Source organism: Methylocystis rosea SV97 (assembly GCF_000372845.1).
Lineage (GTDB): Bacteria > Pseudomonadota > Alphaproteobacteria > Rhizobiales > Beijerinckiaceae > Methylocystis > Methylocystis rosea.
This window is the reverse complement of record NZ_KB889963.1, coordinates 581,687-599,525: the sequence shown is the minus strand read 5'-3', so window position 1 is coordinate 599,525 and position 17,839 is coordinate 581,687. Positions and strand designations below refer to the sequence as shown.

Annotated in this window: 18 protein-coding genes and 1 riboswitch; of the genes, 13 read left to right on the top strand and 5 right to left on the bottom strand. The window is 62.3% G+C overall.

The genetic code is table 11. From position 1 onward, the window contains the following. Positions 1–86: 86 nt before the first annotated feature. A complete protein-coding gene (locus A3OO_RS0103245; protein WP_018406400.1) occupies positions 87–719 on the bottom strand; it encodes a Crp/Fnr family transcriptional regulator in 633 nt (210 codons plus the stop codon). A 124-nt stretch (positions 720–843) separates the two neighbouring features. Here A3OO_RS0103245 and A3OO_RS0103240 point away from each other — a divergent pair, with 124 nt between their 5' ends. From A3OO_RS0103240 to lptB, 3 genes are all read left to right on the top strand, one after another. After that, positions 844–1,377, top strand: a complete 534-nt coding sequence (locus A3OO_RS0103240) for a DUF2243 domain-containing protein (protein ID WP_018406399.1) — start codon at positions 844–846, stop codon at positions 1,375–1,377. Positions 1,378–1,477: 100 nt separating this feature from the next. After that, the gene (gene leuD / locus A3OO_RS0103235; RefSeq protein ID WP_018406398.1) at positions 1,478–2,083 is read left to right on the top strand and encodes a 3-isopropylmalate dehydratase small subunit; all 606 of its coding nucleotides are present in this window, start codon (positions 1,478–1,480) and stop codon (positions 2,081–2,083) included. Between the two features lie 124 nt (positions 2,084–2,207). After that, positions 2,208–3,200, top strand: coding sequence for an LPS export ABC transporter ATP-binding protein (gene lptB, locus A3OO_RS0103230; RefSeq protein WP_018406397.1), 993 nt, complete (start codon positions 2,208–2,210; stop codon positions 3,198–3,200). On the opposite strand, the gene A3OO_RS21035 is transcribed toward lptB, so the two are convergent. After that, complete coding sequence (locus tag A3OO_RS21035) at positions 3,173–4,210, bottom strand: class I SAM-dependent methyltransferase (RefSeq protein ID WP_198008745.1); 1,038 nt, start codon at positions 4,208–4,210, stop codon at positions 3,173–3,175. The genes lptB and A3OO_RS21035 overlap by 28 nt on opposite strands. Positions 4,211–4,418: 208 nt before the next feature. Here A3OO_RS21035 and rpoN point away from each other — a divergent pair, with 208 nt between their 5' ends. The 3 genes from rpoN (at position 4,419) to A3OO_RS0103210 (ending at position 7,463) form a co-directional block, all read left to right on the top strand. After that, on the top strand, positions 4,419–5,984 hold the full coding sequence (gene rpoN, locus A3OO_RS0103220; protein ID WP_018406395.1) for an RNA polymerase factor sigma-54: 1,566 nt from the start codon (positions 4,419–4,421) through the stop codon (positions 5,982–5,984). Between the two features lie 252 nt (positions 5,985–6,236). Continuing rightward, positions 6,237–6,830 carry a ribosome hibernation-promoting factor, HPF/YfiA family gene (gene hpf, locus A3OO_RS0103215; RefSeq protein WP_018406394.1) on the top strand — a complete coding sequence of 198 codons (594 nt, stop codon included), beginning with the start codon at positions 6,237–6,239 and terminating at the stop codon, positions 6,828–6,830. A 168-nt stretch (positions 6,831–6,998) separates the two neighbouring features. Beyond that, the gene (locus A3OO_RS0103210; protein ID WP_014891684.1) at positions 6,999–7,463 is read left to right on the top strand and encodes a PTS sugar transporter subunit IIA; all 465 of its coding nucleotides are present in this window, start codon (positions 6,999–7,001) and stop codon (positions 7,461–7,463) included. A 12-nt stretch (positions 7,464–7,475) separates the two neighbouring features. Here the strand turns inward: A3OO_RS0103210 and A3OO_RS0103205 are convergent, their stop codons facing one another. After that, complete coding sequence (locus A3OO_RS0103205) at positions 7,476–7,754, bottom strand: con-10 family general stress protein (RefSeq protein ID WP_014891685.1); 279 nt, start codon at positions 7,752–7,754, stop codon at positions 7,476–7,478. A gap of 156 nt (positions 7,755–7,910) precedes the next feature. Beyond that, a complete protein-coding gene (locus tag A3OO_RS0103200) occupies positions 7,911–8,726 on the bottom strand; it encodes a response regulator (RefSeq protein WP_018406391.1) in 816 nt (271 codons plus the stop codon). A gap of 173 nt (positions 8,727–8,899) precedes the next feature. Here A3OO_RS0103200 and A3OO_RS24670 point away from each other — a divergent pair, with 173 nt between their 5' ends. The 7 genes from A3OO_RS24670 to A3OO_RS0103160 all read left to right on the top strand — a co-directional run bounded on the left by A3OO_RS24670 (position 8,900) and on the right by A3OO_RS0103160 (position 16,619). After that, positions 8,900–9,292, top strand: a complete 393-nt coding sequence (locus tag A3OO_RS24670) for a NepR family anti-sigma factor (protein ID WP_018406390.1) — start codon at positions 8,900–8,902, stop codon at positions 9,290–9,292. Continuing rightward, on the top strand, positions 9,289–9,933 hold the full coding sequence (locus tag A3OO_RS21030) for a sigma-70 family RNA polymerase sigma factor (RefSeq protein WP_018406389.1): 645 nt from the start codon (positions 9,289–9,291) through the stop codon (positions 9,931–9,933). The genes A3OO_RS24670 and A3OO_RS21030 overlap by 4 nt, the downstream gene beginning before the upstream one ends. Beyond that, a complete protein-coding gene (gene fumC / locus A3OO_RS0103185; protein ID WP_018406388.1) occupies positions 9,911–11,308 on the top strand; it encodes a class II fumarate hydratase in 1,398 nt (465 codons plus the stop codon). The genes A3OO_RS21030 and fumC overlap by 23 nt, the downstream gene beginning before the upstream one ends. A gap of 225 nt (positions 11,309–11,533) precedes the next feature. After that, positions 11,534–12,922, top strand: coding sequence for a M20/M25/M40 family metallo-hydrolase (locus A3OO_RS0103175; protein ID WP_018406386.1), 1,389 nt, complete (start codon positions 11,534–11,536; stop codon positions 12,920–12,922). 58 nt (positions 12,923–12,980) lie between these two features. Further along, a riboswitch (cobalamin riboswitch) is annotated at positions 12,981–13,185 on the top strand. A 110-nt stretch (positions 13,186–13,295) separates the two neighbouring features. Continuing rightward, positions 13,296–15,374 carry a TonB-dependent receptor plug domain-containing protein gene (locus tag A3OO_RS0103170; protein ID WP_018406385.1) on the top strand — a complete coding sequence of 693 codons (2,079 nt, stop codon included), beginning with the start codon at positions 13,296–13,298 and terminating at the stop codon, positions 15,372–15,374. Between the two features lie 24 nt (positions 15,375–15,398). After that, entirely contained in the window at positions 15,399–16,010 is a 612-nt protein-coding gene (locus A3OO_RS0103165) for a DUF7676 family protein (protein ID WP_245257091.1), read from the top strand. Positions 16,011–16,064: 54 nt separating this feature from the next. Continuing rightward, positions 16,065–16,619 carry a hypothetical protein gene (locus A3OO_RS0103160; protein WP_018406383.1) on the top strand — a complete coding sequence of 185 codons (555 nt, stop codon included), beginning with the start codon at positions 16,065–16,067 and terminating at the stop codon, positions 16,617–16,619. A gap of 128 nt (positions 16,620–16,747) precedes the next feature. Here the strand turns inward: A3OO_RS0103160 and A3OO_RS0103155 are convergent, their stop codons facing one another. After that, complete coding sequence (locus tag A3OO_RS0103155; protein ID WP_018406382.1) at positions 16,748–17,713, bottom strand: LysR family transcriptional regulator; 966 nt, start codon at positions 17,711–17,713, stop codon at positions 16,748–16,750. Positions 17,714–17,839 lie beyond the last annotated feature (126 nt).

Sequence of the window (17,839 nt, the reverse complement as noted above, 5' to 3'; positions counted from 1 at the left end):
CGGAGCCGATACGTCTCCGTGGATGCCCGCGACAAGCGCGGGCATGACGCGGAAAGGGGACGCTTACGGGCACGGAATGGGAGCGCTCATCCCTTGCGGGCGCGGGCGAGCTCCACATTATGCTGCATGCGCTGAACCATGAGCCGCATCAGGTAAAAGCCGAATTGCGGCGTCTGCGCCGCGAGCTGCAAGAGATCGTCGTAGCGCACGCAGAGAAGCTCGACATCGGTCGCGGCGACCGCGGTGGCGGTGCGGCGATTTTCATTGGTGAACATGCCCATCTCGCCAAAGAGCGTTCCGGGCTTCAGCGTGACGTCGGGCTCGCGCAGATGGATCTCGCCGTGCACCAAGAGATAGGCTTCCTCGGACAGATCGCCGATGCGATGCAGGACGAAGCCTTCCGAAAGCTTTATGGGCCGCATATAGGGACGCAGCCATTCGAAATCGAAATCCTCGGAGGCGGCGGCGCGAATGTCCTGAACGAGCCGCCGGATCTGTCGGAGCCGCACGATGTTGACCGGAACCAGAAAGGCGTTGAGCGCGAAGAGCGGGTAGAGACCCTTGAGGAAAAAGTAAGCGGCGAACAGCGCATTGGCCAGGATCGCCGCGATCCGCAGGGGGATCATGGTGTTCGACACATAAACGAACACGCTCGCCGCCGCGGCGAGATAGCCGAGGACTTCGATAAGCAGACCGTTCAGCGTCGTGGGCAGCGTCATGGCGAGATCGCTCGGACTTCAACTTCGCCCAACACCTTTAGCAGAAGACTTTGTGCAAATGCGAGGGCGGAACACGTCGCGGCCCCGGGCGTTGCAAAGGTCTACGGGGTAGAGCAGGAACGCCATGACGCAGTCAGCCAGCATTCGTCCCGCCCGCGCCCGGGGCGCCTTTCCGACGGCCGCCGCGATCATTCTTGGCGTGGGCCTTGGCATCTTTTTTGACGGCATCGTTCTGCATCAACTCTTGCAATGGCATCATCTGGTCAGCAACTGGCGTCCCGCCGGAACTGTCGAAGGCATGGAATTCAACACCTATTGGGACGGGATGTTGCATAGTTTCGCTTATGTCTGCGTCGGGGTGGGACTGTTCCTTCTGTGGCGCGCCTCGCGCCGCGCCGGTTACATGTGGTCCGGCCGGCGCCTGGCGGGCGCGCTGCTGATCGGCTGGGGCGGGTTCAACCTCTACGATGGCGTCATCAACCATCTCGTCCTCGGCATCCATCATGTGAATGAACGAGTCGATCGCGCCCAGTGGCCGATCTATGACGCGGGCTTCATCATCTGGGGCGCCGCGATGTTGCTGGCCGGCTTTCTGCTTCTGCGCGGCGGCAAGGCGGAGGCGGGGAGCGAGGTCCAGAGCACGCTCCGACAAAGTTAACATTTTGATTTTGGCGATCCCCGCGTCCCTTCGCGCTTTGCCCTCGCTGCGGCGATTTGGTAAAGGGCGCTAGACTTCCTCGCGCCAAACCGAAAGAAACATGGACAAGTTCACCACGCTGACGGGCGTCGCCGCGCCGCTGCCGATCATGAACGTCGATACGGACATGATCATTCCCAAGCAGTATCTCAAAACCATTCAGCGCACCGGCCTCGGCAAGGGCCTCTTTTCGGAGATGCGCTATCGCGACGACGGTTCCGAGAATCCCGATTTCGTCCTGAATCAGCCGGCCTACCGCAATGCGCGCATCCTCGTCGCCGGCGACAATTTCGGCTGCGGCTCGTCGCGCGAACATGCGCCCTGGGCGCTGCTCGACTTCGGGCTCCGCTGCATCATTTCGACGAGTTTCGCCGATATTTTCTATAACAATTGCTTCAAGAACGGCATTTTGCCGATCGCGGTGAGCGAGGCCGAGCTCGAAAAGCTGATGGACGACGCCAAGCGCGGCGCCAACGCCACCCTCACCGTCGACCTCGCGGCGCAGGAGATTCGCGGACCGGACGGCGGCGTGATCACATTCGACATCGACCCCTTTCGCAAGCACTGCCTGCTGAACGGGCTCGACGACATCGGTCTGACCCTCCAAAAGGCCGAAAAGATCGACGACTACGAAAAGCAGGCCGCGGCGAAGCGCCCTTGGGCCTGACAGCAACGATGGCGCCGCAGCGCGGCGCCGGGCTAATGTTTCCGAAGCGGCGCTTCGCACCCCTGACGGGGCGGCGAGCGTCGCCTCCAACCGCTGGACGCCCAGAGCGACGGATAAGGCGCGCTTGAGCTATCTTTCCGCCCTTTCCATGCGATTTCGCGCCGCCGGCCAGTCGCTGGCGCGGCTCGCTTCCGGCGTCAGGCGCTCGCGAAAGCCCGACGATATCGCGGAAGGCCAATGGCGGGACGCCGGCGCCCAAAATTTAGGCGAGGATTCCGACGAGGCGGCGCGGGACGCAAACTTCTGGGGACCCGCGCCGACAAACGAACAGGCTGAGCCGCCGCCGGCGTTCGAGCCCGGCTCCGCCTATCGGGAACCCGCCGGATTCGATGGCCAGGGCCTGCTTTCGATCCATAATCTCGCGAAGTCCTATAAAGCGCGCCGCGTCGTCGAAGACGTGAGCCTGCATGTGGCGCGGGGCGAGGCGGTCGGGCTGCTGGGCCCCAACGGCGCCGGCAAAACCACTGTTTTCTATATGATCACAGGGCTGGTGAAGCCCGACAAGGGCATGATTTCGCTCGACGGCTATGATGTGACGCCGCTGCCGATGTATCGCCGTGCGCGGCTCGGAATCGGCTATCTGCCGCAGGAGGCGTCGGTGTTCCGGGGCCTCTCGGTCGAGGACAACATCCGCGCCGTGCTCGAGATCACCCAGCCCGACGTCAAAAAGCGCGAGGAGGAGCTGGAGGCGCTTCTCGAAGAGTTCCGCCTCACCCGCATGCGCCACACGCCCGCCGTCGCGCTCTCCGGCGGCGAACGGCGTCGCTGTGAGATCGCCCGCGCGCTCGCCGGCCACCCGTCCTTCATGCTGCTCGACGAGCCTTTCGCCGGCATTGATCCGATTGCGGTCGGCGGCATTCAGGACCTCGTGCGGCATTTGAAAGCCCGCGGCATTGGCGTGCTCATCACCGACCACAGCGTTCGCGAGACGCTGGGGCTCACCGACCGCGCCTACATCATCTACAACGGCCATGTGCTGACCGAAGGAACGCCTGACGAAATCGTCTCCAATCCGGACGTTCGGCGCATCTATCTTGGCGAAGATTTCCGCATGTAGCGCCACAGGAGCCGCTCGATCAAAGACGGCGCGGCGCTTTTTGGCGGCGCGGCGGCAAGGGCGCGTTTCTTGGCGACGAGCACTGTCGCGCAGGCGAGTTCAAGCTGTTTTTCGCGCGGCAGCTCGGCGGCGAAAGGCTCGTCGAGAAGCGCCAAGGGTTGTCCGGTCAGCGCCCCGACGGGCATGTCCAGGAATCTCGCCCGAGTCGATTCGGGCAAGGCTTGCGACCAGCTGTTCAGCACCCAGGATATGGCCCAAAGCGGGTGGATCGGCGTGAGCGAACCTTCCTCGACCGCGATATCGGACTCGAACAGGCGACACAAACCTTGCGGTGTCGCGTTGAAATAGTGATGCGGATAGGCGTGGACCGGCTGCAGCAGCGGTATGCAGCAGAACAGCTCTCCGGAAGGCTTCAAAACGCGTGCGAGTTCTTTGGCGCAGCGAAACGGGTCGCGCACATGTTCGAGCACGGCGACCGAGATGACCGCGTCGAAAGCGCCGTCGACAAAGGGAAGCTCTTCGCCGACGCCGAGCACGTCGGTGCTGTCGTAGTCGACGATCTCGTAATTCACGACATTGGGGAAATACCAATCCCGACGCCCGGCGCCGCAATCGAGCACCAGCCCGTCAGCGTGTTTGTCGATGATGCCGCGCGCGACTTCGTCGTAATTGTGGCTTGAGACGTTTTCGACTTCCGCCAAGCCAGCGGCGTCGCGAAGTTCCGGCGTCAGAAAGTCCAGCTTGCCGTCGCGCTGGCGCATTGGCATGTCGTCTCGTAGGAGAGGTCTGAGCTTGTGGATCTTCATCTTGCGCACATCGCTCAGAGGGCCTAGCGGAACGCGCTGGAGGCGGCCTTCGTCGCGGCCGTGCAGATCGAAATGCTTGCGGCCCGAGCCAAGCTTGCGCTGAGCCACCGCGACCCTAACGTCCGGATTGATCGACAGATAGCCGTCCTCGAGAAAATCCCCGGACGTCGCCTTTCTGATCTCAAATCCTATCGGGTCGGTCATTGAAAGCGTGTTCGCAAAGAAGGTCATCTTTGCCCTTTGAAGGATCGGGGGCAAGTCTTCGCGATCGATGAAATTGGTGATTAAGGCTTAGGCGGTTTGCCCCGCCGCGCGCTGCTTTTTTGGCCCTGTGCGCGCTTTGCCGAAGTGATATAAGCAAGAACCGGGCCGCAAAGCGGCGGCCGATGCGTTCCGAGTGGGCCGAGCGAATATGGCGATTTCCACCAAGTTGATGATGCGTCAGGGCCAAGCCCTGGTGATGACGCCGCAGCTGCTCCAGGCGATCAAGCTGCTGCAGTTTTCCAATTTGGAGCTTGCCGCATTTTTGCATGATGAGCTCGAGCGCAATCCGCTGCTCGAAGCGCATGAAGGCGATGGCGGCGTCGACGCGGCCGATCCTTCCCAGGGTGGGGAGCCGAGCGCGGCGGAGCCCTTTGAAGGGCCGCAGGAGGGCGACTGGGCGCAGCAGGACCTCGCCGTCGATTCCGCGACGCTCTCCGCCGATCTCGGGGCCGACATGAGCAACGCTTTTGAGGCCGAGGGTCCGTCGATCGGGGAGCGGGCGCGGGATGAGGCTCCTGACGGCGCCGGACTTTCGGCGACCTCCTGGACCGGGGCCGCCGGCGGTGGGCCGGCTGACGGGGAAGCGCCCAATCTTGAAGCTTATGTCGCCGATCGGCAGAGCCTGCACGAGCATCTCGCCGAACAGCTCGCGCTCGCCTGCCCCGATCCGCGTCACAGAATCATCGGCCAATCGATCATCGATGCGATCGATGAGAGCGGTTATCTGCGAGAGAGCCTGGACGAGATCGCCGCGCGTCTCGAGGCGGACATGGCCGAGGCCGAGCACATTCTGGCGACGATCCAGACCTTCGACCCCTCAGGCGTCGGCGCGCGCGATCTCGCGGAGTGTCTCGCGATCCAGCTTAAGGAGCGCGACCGCTATGATCCGGCGATGCAAGCGTTCGTCGCCAATCTCCCGCTCGTCGCGCGTCGCGATTTTGCGCAACTCGCCAAGCTGTGCGGCGTCGACGACGAAGACATCGCCGACATGGCGGCGGAGCTGCGCCGGCTGGAGCCTAAGCCCGGCCGAGCGTTCGGCGGCGCCCCGATTCAGCCGCTTGTCGCCGACGTCATTGTGCGCGCCGCTTCGGACGGCGCCTGGCATGTGGAGCTCAACGCCGACGCGCTGCCGCGAGTCTTGGTCAACCACAGTTACGCGGCGCAAGTCAGCGCCGTCGCCACCGGCCCCGCCGACAAAAGCTTCATTTCGAGCTGCCTGCAGAACGCCAACTGGCTGACCAAGAGTCTCGAGCAGAGGGCCCGCACCATTCTACGCGTCGCTTCCGAAATCGTGCGATTGCAGGACGCCTTTCTTACGCATGGCGTCGAACATCTGCGTCCGCTGAACCTGCGCACGGTCGCCGATGCGATCGGCATGCATGAGTCGACGGTCTCGCGGGTGACGTCGAACAAATACATGATGACGCCGCGCGGCGTCTTCGAACTCAAATATTTCTTCTCCGCGTCGATCGCCACGACGAGCGGCGCCGCCGCGCATTCGGCCGAGGCGGTGCGCTTTCGCATCAAGCAGATGATCGATCGGGAAACGCCCGACGGCATCCTGTCAGACGACGCAATCGTCGAACGGCTGAAGGCGAGCGACATCGAAATCGCCCGGCGCACGGTCGCGAAATACCGCGACAGTTTGCGCATTCCCTCCTCGGTCGATCGCCGCCGCGCCAAGCTTGCGCAGGCGCGCATGACGACCCATTAATTGTCCTATGCCGTCCTCGGCTTGAAGCTTCGCCGTGAGTGAAGACTCCATTGACTTCGTTCGCCGAGGCTTCTAACGCTGCGCGGAATTTCCGCTGTCTGGCTAGATGGCGGGCGATTCGCCGACCCCTCAGGCGGAGTTCCAGGGCGGATGGGGCGCATTGGGCGGTTGGTCTGACGGCGGCGCGGCAGGCGCGCGGCTGGCCCTTTCCGCGGCCGAAACTTCGCTCGCAACGAAAGTTCGGATTGCAAAATGTCTCTTAGGGTTTCCGGCAAGAACATCAACATCGGCGAAGCGCTTCGGGCTCATGTGACGCAGAGGCTCGAGACGGCGGCGGCGAAGTATTTTGACGGCCGAGTCAGCGGCCACGTCACCATCTCGCCGGAGGGCTCTGGCTTTCGGGCCGACTGCAGCCTGCATCTCGCCTCGGGAATCGTGCTGCAGGCCGACGGCCGGGCGCAGGAGCCCTACGCCTCGTTCGATCAGGCGGCGGAACGCATCGAAAAGCGCCTGCGCCGCTACAAGAGCAGGCTCAAGAGCCATCACGAGCATGGCCACGGCGCGGGAGACGGCGCTCAGGCCGAGGTCGTCGCCTATCACGTGCTTGAGGCGCCCGATCAGGAAAATGAGGCTTCGGCGGAGTTCAGCCCCGCGATCATCGCCGAATCCACCACGCAGTTGCGTCGGCTGTCGGTTTCGGCGGCGGTGCTCGACCTCGATCTCACTGGCGCCCCGGTCGTCGTGTTCCGGCACGCCAACACCGGCCGCGTGAATGTCGTTTATCGGCGCGGCGATGAGAATATCGGCTGGATCGACACCCCCGAGCCGGAAGGCGATGCGCGCTGACGGCAAAAACGTCGTGGGACGGCCATAATAACGGCCTCCTCGGCACGTATCTTGCCATTTTCCCACGTCCCTCGGGTTTTGGCGAAAATAGCGAGACGTTGAAATTTCAAGGATGGTCGGCGCCTTCGGCGGCCCTAGACCTCCCATGAGAAGCAGGATGATCGTCGCATGCGGCCAACGGACTTGGTTTCGCCCGATTCGGTTTGCGCCTCGCTGAAGGCGACGACGAAGAAGCACCTTCTCCAGGAACTCAGCGAGAAGGCCGCGAAGATTTGCGGGCTTCCCGCGCGCGAAATTTTCGATGCGCTTCTTCACCGCGAGCGGCTGGGCTCGACGGGAATTGGCGAAGGCATCGCCATTCCACACGGCAAGCTTGCGAAATTGAAGGGGATTTACGGGGTCTTCGGCCGGCTAGACCGTCCGGTCGACTTCGGCTCTCTCGACGGCGCGCCGGTCGATCTCGTTTTCATGATCCTCACGCCCGAGAGTTCGGGCGCTGACCATCTTAAGGCGCTTGCCTGCGCCGCCCGCATGTTGAGGGAGCAAGGCCTCGTGGCGACGCTCCGCGGGACGCGCGACGATGACGCACTGTATTCGCTGATCGCGCAGCGCTCGAAGCCGTTTGCGGCATAGTAGCGCCGCTCCTTAGAGCGGCGCGCTGCGTTTTTGGGCGCCGCCTCCATGCGAGGCGTGTCCGCCTTTGCGGCCGGCTTCCGAAGCGAGCGCATGATCGCGCGAGAAGCTCCGCTTGGCCGGGTTCACGCTTTGACCGCCCTTGCGCCCTGCCCGGGCCGCAAGATCGGGGTTCTGTGAGAAACTTCGTTTCTCATCAGGAACGCTTTGGCCGCCCTTGCGTGCAATGGCCCGCTGCTTTTCGGGATCCATAGACGCAAAACCGCGACTGGATTTTTTATTCTCCTCCATGGGCCGCCTCTCATAGTTTCCCAGCGCCTTCGGCTATAACTCGCCGGGTCGGCCAATGTTTCTGGGAGGCGGCGATTTATCTTTGCAGTCCCGAATGATCCCTTCCGCCGGGAAGGCGAAGACGAAATATTTAATGTTTGCAATAAGATCAGAGATTCACATGCCGACCCGCGGCGCGGTTTGTTCGCGACGTCCGGCGCGTCGTTCAAAAAACAGCGCCTGGCTGATGACGGCCTTGAGGCTTTCGACATTGAAGGGTTTGGCGATAAGAAAGGCCGGTTCGGGCGGCTCGCCGGTCAAGAACCGCTCGGGGTAGGCGGTGACGAAGATCACCGGGATGGACAGGGAGACGAGGATCTCGTTTACGGCGTCGAGCCCTGAACTGCCGTCCGCGAGCTGGATATCGGCGAGAATCAGTCCCGGGTTGCTTTCTTGTATGGCCGCCAGCGCCTCGGCGTGCGTGCGCGGCATGCCGACCACCCGATGTCCCAGCTCCTCGACGATGCTCTTCAGGTCGTGGGCGATCAGGGGCTCGTCCTCGATGATCAGCACGTCGGTCGCGATCTGGTCGGCGATCTCGCCGTTTGCCTCCTTGATCAGCGCGCCAGCCTCGACCTCCGAAACATTTAGAGTCTGACCAATCTGGTCGAGATCGAAGCCTTCGAGCGCCTGCAGCAAGAAGGCTATTCGCGGTTTCAGCGAAATGGCGTCGAGATTGCGTCGGCCGCTTTCCGCCAGCGCGCCGGAGCGGTCGGTGTGGGCGTTAATCGGCGACGCCGCCCAGACGTCAAGGAACAGACGATATACAGCGATGCGCAGGTCATCGGAATCTGTGATGCGGCTTGGTTCCGCGACAACGGTTTCGAGAGTGGCCAGCACATAGGCGTCGCCGCCCTCCCGATCCCCGACCAATGCACGCGCAAAACGTCTCAAATAGGGAATATGCGCTGAAATTTCCTTTGACGCCGACATGTCTTACAACTCCAGCAGCATCGAGCCTCGCAGAGGAGAGGAGTGCGAGCTAAGCAGATTCAAAACTTGGACAATACGTCAAAACTGCTCGGCATTTTAGGGAACCAATCCTTCAGCGGTGCGTTTTGCCTATCGTCCTTGCGGCGCAGTATAACGCGGCGGCTCCAGAAATCATGCATATTAAAATAGAGGGCTCCATGGGGAATAAGAATCCGGAGAATATAGTTGCGCGCGCGAAAGCAGACGACGATGCTTTCGCAGGCGACGGGCGGTATTCTTCCAAACCGGGCCCTCGAAGGGTGGAGACGTTTGCAGGGTGGGTGATGACACGTGACGAATTCGGCGACCGTCGCCGAGGAGTAGGGGAGGCGCGCTGCGGCGCACAACCGGTCCTGCGACAGCGGCCGGTGGAATTCCAGGACTCGATCGGAAAGGAGCTTCGCAATCTCTACGACGATGTCGTGGCTCAGCCCGTTCCCGATCGGTTTTTGAAACTTTTGAACCAACTCGAAACGAATGTGCTATCCTCCCCGGCGACATCAAGCGCGCCGAGGAAGAGTGAGTGAAGGCAAGCGAAGAAGCGCATTTAGCAGGACAGGGACTCAAGGCTGATCTGATCTCAGCCATCCCGAGCTTGCGCGCCTTCGCGGTGTCGATTTGCGGAAATTCCGACCGCGCCGACGACTTGGTCCAGGAAACATTGGTCAAGGCCTGGGGCAGCCTCGCAACGTTTTCGGAAGGCACCAATCTCACCGCCTGGCTGTTCACGATTCTGCGCAACATCTACTACAGCGAATTTCGCAAGCGCCGACGCGAGGCGCCCGATCCCGACGGTCTGATCGCCGGACGATTGGTCGCGCCGGAATCGCAGCACGCGCATATGGATTTTCTCGACTTCCGCGACGCGATGCAAAAATTGCCGCTCGATCAGCGCGAAGCGCTGATCCTGGTCGGCGCGTCCGGCATGTCATATGAGGAAGCGGCGCAAATCTGCGGCTGCGCGCCGGGCACGATGAAGAGCCGGGTGAACCGCGCCCGTAGACCTGATGTCGGCGCCGCGGAGCGCCGAGCCGCGCGAATGGTCCTCGGCCGAGCAGCTCTCCGCAGCCACGCGCGATTGAACGCTACTCGGAAATGCCGCATAGGGAAGCGCGCGAAACGCGCCCTTTCATGCGAGCCATCCGATGACCGACGATCAGAGAATTGAACGCGACTCCTTCGGCGACATCGCCGTGCCATCCTGGGCGTATTGGGGCGCGCAGACGGAACGCTCGCGGGAGAATTTTCCGATCGGCGGCGATCTCATGCCGATCGAGATCGTGCATGCGCTGGCGCGCATCAAGCTCGCGGCCGCCAAGGTCAACACCAGGAAGGGCCTGCTCGAGCCTAAAATCGCCGACGCGATTGTCGTCGCCGCGCGTGAGGTGATCGACGGCAAGCTCGACGAGCATTTTCCGCTCGTCGTCTGGCAGACCGGCTCCGGCACCCAGACCAACATGAACGTCAATGAGGTGATCGCCAATCGCGCCAATGAAATGCTCGGCGCGCCGCGCGGCTCGAAATCGCCGGTGCATCCCAACGATCATGTCAATCTCGGGCAGTCGTCGAACGACAGTTTCCCGACCGCCATTCACATCGCCGGCGCCACGACGATTTCCGGTCGGCTGATTCCCGCGGTCGAGCGGCTGCATATTTCGCTCAACGCCAAGGCGGTGAAATTCGCCAATATCATCAAGATCGGTCGCACCCATCTGCAGGATGCGACGCCGGTGACGCTCGGCCAGGAGTTTTCCGGCTATGCGGCGCAGGCCGAATACGCGGAAAGGCGCATCAGAACGACGCTCGCCGATCTTCTGCAGCTCGCTCAGGGCGGCACGGCGGTTGGCACGGGGGTCAATACCTTCAAGGGCTTTGGCGAAGAGGTCGCCGCCGATATCGCGGAGCAGACCGGACTGCCTTTCGTTTCGGCGCCCAACAAATTCGAGGCGCTCGCCACGCACGATGCGATCGTCTTCGCCCATGGCGCGCTCAATGCGCTGGCGTCGGGCCTCTACAAGATCGCGAGCGACATTCGCCTGCTCGGCTCGGGGCCGCGCGCCGGCCTCGGGGAACTCAGGCTTCCCGAGAACGAGCCCGGCTCGTCGATCATGCCGGGCAAGGTCAATCCGACCCAGGTCGAGTCGCTCACAATGGTGTGCACGCGGGTTTTCGGCAACAATTCGACGATCACCTTCGCCGCCTCGCAGGGCCATCTCGAACTCAATGTGCTGAAGCCAGTCGTCGGCTTCGCGCTGCTCGAATCGACGATCCTGCTCGCCGACGGCATCAACAGTTTCGTCGCACGCTGCGTCGACGGCATTGAAGCGGATGAGGCCAACATCAAGCGTTTCCTGGATCGCTCGCTGATGCTCGTCACCGCGCTCGCGCCGAAGATCGGCTATGACGCGGCCTCGAAGATCGCGCGCGCCGCGCACAAAAACGGCACGAGCCTGAAGGAAGAGGCGCTCGCTTCCGGCAAGGTGACGGAAGTCGAATTCGACGAGATCGTGCGGCCGGAGAATATGCTCGCGCCGAGCGCGTGAGCATCCAAAGTAGCGTGCGTAACACCCTCCCCTTGATGGGGAGGGTCGGCGCGAAGCGCCGGGGTGGGGTGATCGTCTTTTCTATCTCTCGTCTCTTAAACTCACCCCCACCCGCGCTGCTGCGCAGCGCGACCTCCCCCCTCAAGGGGGAGGTGAAACGCGCGCTGCGCCTTCCCCTCGCCACGCATCCGCATTAGTTTCGGCTTCTCACCGAGGAGCTGATTCATGGCCGCACTCGACGCCGTGCTCACGACCATAGACGCCAATCTCGACGCTTCGAGAGAACGCCTGTTCGATCTCTTGCGTATCCCTTCGGTTTCGACCGATCCGGCCTATAATGCGCAATGTCTGCGGGCGGCGAACTGGCTCAAGGATCAGCTCAACGGCCTTGGTTACGAAGCGGAAGTGCGCGAGACGCCTGGCCATCCGATCGTCGTCGGCCACGCCAAAGCGAAACGCAAGGATGCGCCGCATGTGCTGTTCTACGGCCATTATGACGTGCAGCCGCCGGATCCGCTGGAGCTGTGGGAAACCGAGCCCTTCGCGCCGCGGCTGACCGAGGGCAAGGATGGCAAGGACATCGTCGCCCGCGGCGCCTCGGACGACAAAGGCCAGCTGATGACTTTCGTCGAAGCCTGCCGCGCGTTCGAGGCGAATGGCGGTCTGCCCTGCAACGTCACATTTCTGTTCGAGGGCGAAGAGGAGACGGGGTCGCCCTCGCTTCCCGGCTTTCTCGCCGCGCATAAGGACGAACTCTCGGCGCCTGATCTCGCGCTCGTCTGCGACACCAGCATGTGGAACGCGTCGACGCCGGCGATCACGGTGATGCTGCGCGGGCTCGCGCTCGAAGAGGTGATCATCAAAGGGCCGAGCCATGATCTGCATTCCGGCATGTTCGGCGGGCCGGTGCTGAACCCGATTCATGTGCTGGCGAAAATCATCGCCGATCTGCATGACATCGAGGGCAAGGTGACGCTGCCCGGCTTCTACGCCAGCGTGCCGGAGATTCCCGAAGACATCGCCGAGCAATGGCGCGCCATCGACTTCGACGAGGCCAAATGGCTCTCGGAAGTCGGCCTCACGCGCGTTGGCGGCGAAACCGGCCGCGGAATCATGGAGCAGATCTGGGCGCGCCCGACCTGCGACGTGAATGGAATCATCGGCGGCTATACCGGCGCGGGATCAAAGACGGTATTGCCGGCGCAGGCGTCCGCGAAATTTTCGTTTCGTCTCGTCGGCAAGCAGGACGCCAAAACGATCCTCGAAAGCTTCCGCAGTTTCGTGCGCGAGCGTCTGCCAACCGACGCCAAGGCCGAATTCATTTCACATGGCGCTTCGAACGCTCTGCAACTTCCCTTCGGCTCGGAGGCGCTCAATCGCGCGCGCCGCGCGCTTGCGGAAGAATGGGAGAAGGAAGCGGTGCTCGCCGGCTGCGGCGGCTCGATCCCGATCGTCGGCGCGTTCAAACGCGACCTCAATATGGATTCGCTGATGATCGGCTTCGCGCATGACGACGACCGCATCCATTCGCCGAACGAGAAATATTCCTACGCGTCGTTTCACAAGGGAACGCGCTCCTGGGCGCGCGTGCTGCACGCGCTCGCGGCGGCGTGATCGCAGTGAGAGAAGCAATCTTCTACGGCCACGCTCTTGACTCGCGTTGCGATCGGCATTCTATTTTGCGGCAGACGGTTCCTAACGGGATCAAAATGGGAATGCGGTGAGCGCGCAGCTTCGTGCGCAATTCCGCGGCTGCCCCCGCAACTGTAAGCGGCGAGCCGACGACCACTAAGCCACTGGAGCCATAAGGCTCTGGGAAGGCGGTCCGAGGCGACAACCCGCGAGCCAGGAGACCTGCCGTCGCTTCGTGGTCACGCGCGAAAGCGTCGGGCGGGGTGCACCGATGCGGCCGATGCCTCTCGCCTTGTTGGCGAGTCGGCAAAGACCTTCGCAGTGACGGCCCACGTCTCGCTGCGAGTCTAAGCGCATGCATATCCACATCCAGAGCCCCGCCTTGCGCGGCGCATTTCTGCTGTCCTTATCCTTCTCCGCTTCCGTCGCTTTCGCTCAGCAATCCCTGCCTGTCATCGAGGTCGGCCCGTTGAGCCCGGCGCAGCCAGGCTCGCCCGCCGCCGACGTTGAGGACCAAACCGTCGTCACGCCGACGCGCGTCGAGCAGCCGGTTGCGAGCACCGGCGCCTCGGTCAGCGTCATTCATGCGCGCGATATCCAGAAACGCGGATCGCTCGGCTTCAACGACGTTCTGCGCGGTGTGCCGGGACTTGACGTCTTTTCGAATGGCGGGCCCGGAACACAGACCTCCGTCGCCTTGCGCGGCTCGACGCCGGGACAGACGTTGGTGCTCATCGACGGCATCCGCATTGGCGATCCGACGAGCACGGACGGCTCGGTGGATTTCGGCCAGCTCATTCCGACCGACATCGAGCGGATCGAAGTGCTGCGCGGTCCGCAATCGGCGCTTTACGGCTCTGACGCCATGGGCGGCGTCATCAATATCATCACGCGTCGCGGCAAGGGCGCGCCGCAAGGCTGGCTCATGTCGGAAGGCGGCGCCTATGGGACGTCGTCGTCGCGCGCGTCGATCTCAGGAAGCGACGGGCGCGGCGCCTACGCGCTGTCGATCTCCGGCCTGCACGCCGATGGCTTCCCGCGCTACGGCTATCGTCAGCAACGTCCGATCTTCATCGGCGATCAGACGACGCCGCTGCCGCCGCTTCCCGCCAATGATCCGACAAACAATCTCGGCGTCACCGGGCGCATCGGCTATGAGTTCACCGAAGATGCGCGAATCGAGGCGGGAGTCGCCGGCTACGACAGCGCCATTCGCTACGACAATCCCTACGCCTTCAGTCCTTGGAGCGTTTTCGATCGCTTCAATCATCAGCACGCGACCTTCATGCAGGGCTATGCGCGGCTCGGCGCTGAGATGTTCGACAAGACTCTGCGCAACAGGCTGACGCTCTACGCCAATCGCGGCAACCGCGACGCCTGGATGACGGAAGCCTGTTTCGACATGCTGACCTTCACATCGCAGAACTGCCGCTTCGGCTATCTCGGCGGGCGCAGGGGCGTCGAATATCAAAGCGATATCGCGCTAGGGCCGCTGGGTCTCGCGACGCTCGGCGCGCGCGTCGAAACAGAGACGGCGCAGAATTCGCGCGAGGCCTGGATCGTCGATGATTACGCGCCGTCGCGCGCCGTCCAGACGACATGGTCGGGCTATGCGCAGCATCAATTCACGCTCTTCGATCGCCTCGATATTTCCTATGGCGGGCGCGCCGATGCGGTGAGCAAGAACCAAACGTTTCTCACCTGGCGGACGATGGCGAATTTCCGCATCGATGAGATCGGCATGCGGCTGCGCGGCTCCGCGGCGACCGGCGCAAAAACCGCTTCGCTCTATCAGCGGTTCAGCCAGTACGGCGATCCGGCGCTCGCGCCGGAACGCGTGCTCGGCTTCGACGCCGGCGTCGATCAGAGCTTTTTCGGCGGCCGCGCCACGGCCTCAGTCTCGGTCTTTCACAATCGCTACGAAAATCTTGTTCAATTCGGCAAGGCTGAGAGTTGCGCGTCGACGCAGATCTTCGGTTGCTATTTCAACGTCGGGCGCGCGGATACGCGCGGCGTCGAATTTTCGGGTGAAGCTGCTCTCGCGCCCGGCGCTCTGCTGTTGCGCGGAAGCTACACGTTTCTCGCCGCGCGAAATCTCGATGATGACGAGGGCAGCATCTACGCCGGACGCACGCTGCTGCGCCGTCCGCGTCACAAGGGGATGTGGTCGGTCATTTATACTGGCGCGCCGGGTCTCGAACTCGAAGCGCGCGCCAATATCGTCGGCGCCGCGCATGACGTGGATTTCATCTTCAACAAACGCGTCATGCTCGCGCCCTATGTGCGCCTCGATCTCTTCGCGAATTACAGGCTGACCGACCAGCTGACGCTGCATGCGCGCATCGAGAATGTCGGCAATGCGCTCTACGAGGAAGTCTACAATTATTCCACGACTGCGCGCGCCTTCTATGGCGGCGTGAAATACGCCTGGTGACGAATGAACGGCAAGGAGATCGATATGGAAATCAGCGCAGAGATAGCGCCAAGCATGACGCCAAGCACAACACCCAGACGCATCGTCGAGCCAGACGGTGCGGCGCTCGATGTCTTCTCTCTGCCGTTAGATACGGCCAGTCTTGAAGAATTGTTTCGCGACCTTTTCGAACATCACTGGCGCGAAATCGTCTTCGGGCCGATCATTCAAGGCGCGGCGTGGGAGATCCACGCCGACCGTCCGCCGACGCGCATCAAGCTGCTCGACGGCTATCTCACGGTCGCCTTCGGCGTCACGCATTTTCACGTCTGCATCGGCGAGAACAAGGGATCGCGCGCACGGCCGACGTCTCCCGAACTTGCAAAACTCAGGCGCACGTCGCGCGCCGAACTCTATCGGCGGCGAAACACAAGCTGCGTGCCGATGTCGTGGGGACTGCAGCTGTTCAACGGCGCCGGCGAACAGCAGATCACCGTTCTGCTGCCCAATCCCTTCCTCGACGCGGAGACGGACAAAGTCCTGAAAGAACCGGATTGGTCGCGTCTCGCGCTGTGGGACAAATTGCGCGCGCGCTGGTTTGGTCTGCTCGAACCCGATCCCATCGATCGTTCAGCAGGCCGGTTGCGCGGCGACTGACGCGCCGCGCTTATGAATTCACTTCCCCAATGTTCACTCGAAAGGAGAAACATCATGTCGCTGACGCTTTCCACTCTTCCGACAGCAAACCGCCGCGCGCTCTGGGCCGCGACCTTCATCACCGCCAGCATTATTTTGAGCTTCGGTTGGGCGTGCGCCTTGCCGCTTGCCGGCTTCGCCGCCGTCGCCGCGCTTACAACTTCGCGTCGCGAGGCCCTGCTGCTGACGGGCGCAGTCTGGTTCGCCAATCAGGCCGTGGGCTTTCTGTTCCTGCATTATCCGACGGACGCGATGACGCTGTTTTGGGGCGGCGCGCTCGGCGTCATCGCTCTGCTGTCGTGTGAAAGCGCCGGCCTGCTCGCGCGCCGCTTTTCTGGTTTCGCTGGCGGTCTCGCCGCTTTCCTTGCGGCTTTCGTTGTCTATGAGAGCCTGGTTCTGGCGGTTACGGCGGCGACGGGCCCCGGCGTCGATCATTTTACCGCGCCGGTCGTGACGCAGATCTTTCTCATCAATTTAAGCGCCTTTGTTTCGCTGTTGATGTTGAAGGCCGCAGGCGCCGCGGTGGCCAACCGTGATGTGACGAAGGCATTCGCCTCGCGCCCGATCTAGGGTGCGAGGGAGCCATCGAAGCGGAGGCCGCGGCCCGACGCGGATTTCGTCGGGCCGTGTTCTTGCAGCGTGTCGTTTCAGCGCCTCTTAAGGCGACTTAGACTGCGCTGACTGGCAAAAATTCGGCTTTAGTGAATATGCGCCTTGGCGCCAGCGCCGGCGTTCGCGTCGTCGCCGCTGTCGCGGCGGCAGGCCATTCGCACGCGTTCTCGCAGCCACATATGCGCGTGATCTTTCTCGTGGCGTGGATGCCAGAGCATCATCAACTCGTAGCGCGGCAGGTCGATCGGGATCGGCAGGATTTTGAGCGGAGCCAGCTGTACGAACTGCTCGGCCATCCTCTGGGGCAGACAGAGCATGAGGTCGGTCTTCTCGAGAATCCAGGGCGTCGTCAAGAAGTTCGGCAGGACAAGAAATACGTTTCTACGTAGCCCCAGCTTCGCGAGACTGTCGTCGATCAGGCCCGTCCCGGCTTCCCGCCAGCTGATCAGCACATGCTTGCCTTCCAAAAACTGCGCCAGACTGATGTCATCGCCCGGGACTTGCGCGTTCGATTTTCTTGTGAGGCAAACGATGCTCTCGCCCATCAATGCCTGCGAGCAGACATGCGGCGTGCCGCCGAAGATTGCGTCGAAGCCGATCGCCAGATCGATATTGTCTTTCTCGAGCACGATGTGGGGCGGCCCGGTTATTGGCTGCCGAATATGCACCTCGATATGCGGGGCGATGCGGATCATCGACTCGGCAAGCGTCGGCAACAGGGCGAACCCGACGTAGTCGCTTGTCGAGATCACGAAACGTCGTCGGCTGGTTGCGGGATCAAATTCTGGCGGCGGTTCGACGATCCTTTCGATCTCCCGAAGCACGGCCGCCGTCGGCTCCAACAAAGCAAGCGCGCGCGCCGTAGGGACCAAACCCGATGCGGATTTCACGAGTATCGGATCGTCGAGCTGGTCGCGCAGTCTGCGCAGAATATGGCTCATGGCGGGCTGGCTCAGGCATAGCTTTTCTGCGGCCCGCGACACGTTCTTCTCTTCAAGGAGCGCCTTCAACGCCAGCAACAGATTGAGGTCGAAAGACTTGAGGTTGACCATCCTGTCGCTGCCTCTTGCGAATTGAGTCTGCTGTTTCGAACTCTTCGACGCAGCACGTCTAGGGGTTTAGTTCCCCGAATGAGTTCATAAGATTTTCGAATTTTACCGCGTCGGCGACAATCGATA